Here is a 5,969-nt window from a genome sequence, read left to right on the forward strand (position 1 = left end):
GCGAGTGTCGTAAAAAAGCCCGTGAATGTTCGATTCACGGGCTTTTTTGTGGCCGGCTGCTTGCCGATGTTTCTATTATCAAACAACCCTCGTAGAATAATTCCATGTCTTTCGATTCCTCTCCCATTGCCGCCATCGCCACCGCACCAGGACGCGGCGGCATCGGCGTAGTCCGTATTTCCGGCAAACAGCTGGGCTCCCTGATCGAAGCGGTTTGCGGCATCGCCGAAAGCAAGCTGGCGCCGCGCCACGCTACCTACCTGCCGTTCAAGAATGCCGACGGCAGCGTCATCGACCAGGGGCTGGCGATCTATTTCAAGGCGCCGCATTCCTATACCGGTGAAGACGTGCTGGAGCTGCAGGGGCATGGCGGGCCGGTGGTGCTGCAGATGCTGCTGAGCCGTTGCCTGGCGGCGGGCCAGGATATCGGCTTGCGCATGGCGGAGCCGGGGGAATTCACGCAGCGGGCGTTTATCAATGACAAGCTGGACCTGGCGCAGGCAGAGGCGGTGGCGGACCTGATTGAGGCGTCTACCGAGGCTGCGGCCAAATCGGCTTCGGAATCGCTGTCGGGCGCGTTTTCCAAAGTGATCCATGCGCTGGTGGGGCAGGTCACGAATCTGCGCATGCTGGTTGAAGCGACGCTGGATTTCCCGGAAGAGGAAATCGACTTCCTGGAAAAATCCGATGCGCGCGGCCAGCTGGCGACTATCCGCAGCACGCTGGACAATGTGTTCAGCCAGGCGGCCCAGGGCGCTTTGCTGCGCGATGGCTTGAACATCGTGCTGGCGGGGCAGCCGAATGTCGGCAAGTCGTCCTTGCTGAATGTGCTGGCCGGATCCGATGTCGCCATCGTTACGCCGATCGCCGGCACTACCCGCGACAAGGTTACTGAAACGATCCAGCTGGAAGGTATTCCGCTCAACATCATCGACACCGCCGGCATCCGCGAGGCGGAAGACGCCAACGACGAAGTGGAACGGATTGGCATCGAGCGCACCTGGGCGGCGGTGGCTAACGCCGATGTGATTTTGCACATGCTGGATGCCAATCACGGCCCGTCACTCGCCGATGAAAAAATCGTCGCGCGTTTTCCGAACAGCGCACCGATCATCCGCATCTGGAACAAGATCGACCAGTCGGGCCACAAACCTGCGGTTGATGTGATGAACGACGCTACCCATATCTATCTGTCGGCCACCGATCATCTTGGGATCGACTTGCTGCGCACGGAGCTGCTGCGCATCGCCGGCTGGCAACAGACCGGCGAATCGCGCTACCTGGCGCGCGAGCGTCACCTGATTGCGCTGAAGGCGGCGCGCGACCACCTGGAGATCGCCGACCAGCATGCTTCGCTCGACAACCGGGTTAACGATCAGTCGCTTGATCTGTTTGCTGAGGAATTGCGGCTGGCGCAGGATCGGCTTAGCAGCATTACCGGGGCGTTTACGCCGGATGATTTGCTGGGGGTGATTTTTTCCAGGTTCTGCATCGGAAAATAAAAGATCATCCGGCGAAATTCGTTACGCGGTACGCTGGATCTGATCCATGCCCGCCGCCACCGCTTGCAAACAGATACAAATCAGTGGCTGGAATTGTGCGCCCTGGCCCCATGTAGTGTGGTGTTGAACCAATAGCGGGTTTTATGCAGACCGCCTGCATGACATCCGTTTGAGTCATTCTTCTACCTTGCTACAGGAGCAATAGTCATGAGTCCGCAAGAAATCCAATCGCTGCAAGATTTTCTGAATCAACTGGCCCAGGTGCGCGGTATTGCCAAAGATCCGCAAGCCGACGCCTTGATTGCAAGCGCCGTTGCACAGCAACCGGACGCAGCCTACCTGCTGGTCCAGCGTGCATTATTGATGGAGCAAGCGCTTACTACGGCCAAAACACAGATTGCCTCGCTGCAGAGCCAGATCCAGGCGACGCAGGCTGCGCCGTCGCGCAGTTTCTTCGACGCCAATGCATGGGGCAATACTTCGGCCACAGCGCCGCGTCCGGCGCCATCGCCGATGACGGCCGGCATGCCCGCGCCAATGCAACCTCTCATGCAGAGCCCGGCGCCGGCAGCGTCGCCAGGCTTCTTCGGCGGCGGCATCGGCAGCGCGCTAGGCACGGTGGCGGCAACAGCTGCAGGCGTGGCGGGAGGTGCGTTCCTGTTCCAGGGAATCGAGCACCTGATGCATCCCGGCAGCGGCGCCGGATTCATGAACCAGGCCGGCATGGCGCCGTCGACGGAGAACACCACCGTCAACAATTTTTACGATGCCGACACGGCCAAGGATGACAGCACGAGTACGGATGACATCGCTGCCGACGACATGAGCGGCGATGACGATTCCTCGATTATTTAGGCGCCTGCGCAAATATCTGTAAAAAGGGTATTGAAAAGCGCTTGGGCAGCACAATATTCACTTGGTCTCCTCCAACTCTCCCTAAGTTTTGGATTTAGCCCGCTGCCGCAAGGCTGGCGGGCTTTTTTTTGTCTATTGCGGCAAAACCCCTCAATGGTGAAGGTGATAATCAGGCGGGAGGCAAGTCTGTCAGGCGCATGGCGGAGAGTCCATGGGTTTGCTGAAGTTATTTCCAATGGCAATTGAAAGGTGTACATTGGCTATTCCATCGAACGAGGGCCGGCATGAAACGCTTCTACACTTTTCTTCGCAAAAATCCGCTCTCTGCGGTTTTGCTGTGCGTACTCGCGGGTTTTGCCCTTATCAAAGGCATCGCCCTCGGGATTGCCTACCTCGTCAGTGCAACGCTTAAACTCGGTGTTGTGACCGTCGGACTTCTTCTTGCCTTGAAAATGCTGCTGCTCGCTGCATGGCTTGCCAGTAGAGCAAAAAAACAGCCCAAGCCTCTGCTCCTCGGAAAGTAACTGACAGCCGAGTTCTTTCCACCCAAGACTTCCTGATTGGAACGACGGCCGCTCCGGTCCATGCATTCACATGCCTGGATCCGGACCTGGTTCCGAAAGCTTTTATTTGCTGATTTTCCGGATCACATTGCGATCCGCCACGTAGAGGTTGCCTGCAGCATCTGCTGTCACGCCCACGGTCGCGGTAAAACTGGCGGCGGTTCCTGCGCCATTTACGCTGCCGGCCTGGCTATTCCCGGCCAGGGTTGTCACCACGCCGGCAGGGGTAATCATGCGAATCAGGCGATTTCCCGTATCCGCAACATAGACATTGCCCTGCGTATCCACCGCCACGCTGTTGGGTTGGGAAAAACTGGCCGCGCTGCCGACGCCATCCTTGCTGTCAAAGCTGCCGTTGCCAGCCAGCGTGGTGACCAGGCCTGCCGACGTGACCTTGCGGATCAGGCTGCCCATCCGGTCAGCTACATAAAGGTTGCCGGAAGCATCCAGGGCTACGCCTGCCGGCACGCTGAAGCTGGCGGCAGCGCCGGCACCGTCCGCACTGCCACGAGTGAGGTTGCCGGCCACGGTGGTGACCATGCCGGCAGGCGTAATCATGCGTATCAGGTTATTTCCGCCGTCGGCAACATAGACATTACCTGCTGCATTTACCGCGACGCCTGTGGGCAAACTGAAGCTGGCGGCGCTCCCGGCGCCATTCATGCTACCGGTCGCGCCGCTGCCGGCGAGAGTAGTGACCACACCGCCAGGGGTGACTTTGCGAATCAGGTTATTGGTGGTATCAGCCACATAAACATTGCCTGATACATCGACGGCGATGCCCGAGGGTCCATTAAAACTGGCGGCGGCGCCCGTGCCGTTTACGCTACCGGCAGTACCGCTGCCGGCCAAGGTGGTGACGGCCCCGGAAGGCGCAATCACTCTGATCAGATTATTGCCGGTATCGCCGACATACACATTGCCGGATGCATCTGCCGCCACGCCGTTGACGTTGAAAAAACTGGCTGCAACGCCGATGGCGTCTGCACGGCCAGGGTTACCGCTGCCAGCCAGCGTGGTGACGTTAGCTGCCACCGTGGGGCTGGGATTGACGACCGGGCTCGGACTGCCAGAACTGTCGCCGCCGCCTCCGCATGCGGCGAGCAGCGTGATCGTTGATGTCATTAATGCCAGTTTCAAATATCGGTTTTTCACCCAGTCTCCCTGATTGATTATCGGTGGCTCACCGCGCAAGCATTTGCGGAACGGAGCCATGCTTCAGCCTGATTTTTGATTGCGTGTCGTGCAACCTTGTACTGAAGCAAGTGAGAGTAAGTGATTTCGGGAGGGGGCTTAATTCTAATGTGTTGCAAATTGTAAATATGGGTCTTTTTGCAACTGCTGGCAGCAAGGCCGATAGCCGGTCGAGCAGGGGGAAAGGTAAGTCCGCGACTGTCAGCAATGCACGGCGGACGACAGATGGCGGCTCTGGCGCCGCCATTTGCTGTCGCTAATTAATAGCGGTTCGGGCCGTCATCCCGGCGGTGGTCGTCCCGGTCGTCGCCGCGATGGTCATGCCAGTCGCCGCGATCCCGGTAGCCGCCATCTCTCCCGCCGTACGGGGGAACTATGCAGCCGCTGAGCAATACCACCGCCAGACCAAACAAGATTGTGAGACGTTTCATGGCAGGCTCCAGGATTATTGATATCTGTTTCGATCCCAGGGTTGCCTTATCGTTCACTTGAATTTGTCCGGCCGTTCGGTCAGGCTCTCGCGCCAATCGCCGGAATAGGCGAAGGCCGGTGCGTGGACTTCCTGCGAATACCAGAAATGTGTCCTGACTTTGTGTGTCGGCTCCATGAACCAATGGGCATGTCCGCTTGCATCCACCGCCCACCATCGTGCGCCTTTCGGCGCGTGTTTCCAGTCAACCTCTCCGTACATGCTTGCCTCTTGAAATTCAGCTACAGAATACATGGCTGCAGGCGGCGGTTTTTGCCGCTTTCATTACAGATGATCCAGGCATTCAAACAGTATGAAAATTTTGGACAGGCACATCGGGAAGCAGGTTCCGCTATTTATTTACATAGCGCCGTGGCAAGGCAACCGCTTGCAGTCGTCGTCCATTTAATGGGATCGCCGGGAGCCGGCGTCAATACATAGGTGTCGGTCGCAAGAAGGCCGTCTTTTGCCTGCGGGACAACTGTGACAACGCCGTTCTTGACGCTGACCGAAGCCACATACTTGCCTGGATTTCCTGCGGCGTCGGCAGGAATGCCGTGGGCGCCGCCGTCGCAGCCGACACTGGTGTTCAACTGCTGCATGCAAGCTTCGACAGCTGGTTTAGCTGCAACACCTGCCGCAATCACTTCTGCGAATTTTTCTTTCTTCAGGTGGTTCTGATAGGCCGGAATGATAACCGCTGCCAGAATGCCAATGATGGCGATGACCAGCATCAGCTCTATCAAGGTGAAGCCGAGGCTCCTGTCGGCAGACAGGCGATGTGAAGTTTTCATTTTGTCCTCTCTGTTCTGGTGAAGCTTCTGTTAGAGGGTCGGAATCCGGTTTTGTTCTTACCGCTTATATAAGATACGGCCTGGATTCAGGTTCGGCGGCCGGATTCGCATTCGAATAACGGCCATCAAATGCAATTTCCCACCCCATTTTCGCTACACTCATTTACTTAACGTTACAATTGTTGCCCCTCAGAACAACATTGGCTAACGGCTGCCGTTACACTGAAATCACGAAATGGCGACATCGCCATATATAGCAGTGCTGGCAAACAGGAAATGAAATGAAAAAACTTTTAGCATGTCTGGCGCTCGGCGCCATCGCCGCTGCGGCTTCCGGCAGCGCTGCTGCCGGCGGCGTGAATGTCGGCGTCGGCATTTATGTCGATCCGCCGGTACGGCCGTATTACCCGCCGGTGGTGCAATACGAACCTCGTTACGTTCCTGCACCGGTGTATTACCCGCCGCAGCCAGTCTATGTAGAGCCCGGCTGGCGCGAGCACCGAGAATGGCGGGAGCGCCGCGACGACGAATGGCGCCGCGAAGAATGGCGACGCCGCAACTGGCGTGAACATCGCCGCCATCACGACGACGA

8 protein-coding genes are annotated in these 5,969 nt (G+C 57.8%); 4 read left to right on the forward strand and 4 right to left on the reverse strand.

The features are described from left to right. Positions 1-104: 104 nt before the first annotated feature. The 3 genes from mnmE to JWQ61_RS03145 all read left to right on the forward strand — a co-directional run bounded on the left by mnmE (position 105) and on the right by JWQ61_RS03145 (position 2,881). Complete coding sequence (mnmE, locus tag JWQ61_RS03135) at positions 105-1,502, forward strand: tRNA uridine-5-carboxymethylaminomethyl(34) synthesis GTPase MnmE (protein WP_120233924.1); 1,398 nt, start codon at positions 105-107, stop codon at positions 1,500-1,502. A gap of 207 nt (positions 1,503-1,709) precedes the next feature. After that, positions 1,710-2,357 (forward strand): DUF2076 domain-containing protein, encoded by a 648-nt coding sequence (locus JWQ61_RS03140; RefSeq protein WP_304359228.1) that lies wholly within the window; start codon positions 1,710-1,712, stop codon positions 2,355-2,357. 284 nt (positions 2,358-2,641) lie between these two features. Then, positions 2,642-2,881, forward strand: a complete 240-nt coding sequence (locus JWQ61_RS03145; RefSeq protein ID WP_304359229.1) for a hypothetical protein — start codon at positions 2,642-2,644, stop codon at positions 2,879-2,881. Positions 2,882-2,983: 102 nt separating this feature from the next. Here the strand turns inward: JWQ61_RS03145 and JWQ61_RS03150 are convergent, their stop codons facing one another. The 4 genes from JWQ61_RS03150 to JWQ61_RS03165 form a co-directional block, all read right to left on the reverse strand. Then, complete coding sequence (locus tag JWQ61_RS03150; protein WP_304359230.1) at positions 2,984-4,135, reverse strand: NHL repeat-containing protein; 1,152 nt, start codon at positions 4,133-4,135, stop codon at positions 2,984-2,986. Positions 4,136-4,374: 239 nt separating this feature from the next. Further along, complete coding sequence (locus tag JWQ61_RS03155; protein WP_304359231.1) at positions 4,375-4,545, reverse strand: hypothetical protein; 171 nt, start codon at positions 4,543-4,545, stop codon at positions 4,375-4,377. A gap of 53 nt (positions 4,546-4,598) precedes the next feature. Then, positions 4,599-4,805: a hypothetical protein gene (locus JWQ61_RS03160; RefSeq protein ID WP_061542127.1), complete on the reverse strand. Its 207-nt coding sequence runs from the start codon at positions 4,803-4,805 to the stop codon at positions 4,599-4,601. A 134-nt stretch (positions 4,806-4,939) separates the two neighbouring features. Next, positions 4,940-5,377, reverse strand: a complete 438-nt coding sequence (locus tag JWQ61_RS03165) for a prepilin-type N-terminal cleavage/methylation domain-containing protein (RefSeq protein ID WP_369684873.1) — start codon at positions 5,375-5,377, stop codon at positions 4,940-4,942. Positions 5,378-5,658: 281 nt separating this feature from the next. Here JWQ61_RS03165 and JWQ61_RS03170 point away from each other — a divergent pair. Next, positions 5,659-5,969 (forward strand): hypothetical protein (locus tag JWQ61_RS03170; RefSeq protein ID WP_304359233.1); only part of this gene is annotated, 311 nt, incomplete at its 3' end.

This window comes from Collimonas fungivorans, assembly GCF_028292705.1.
Classification (GTDB): domain Bacteria; phylum Pseudomonadota; class Gammaproteobacteria; order Burkholderiales; family Burkholderiaceae_D; genus Collimonas; species Collimonas fungivorans_B.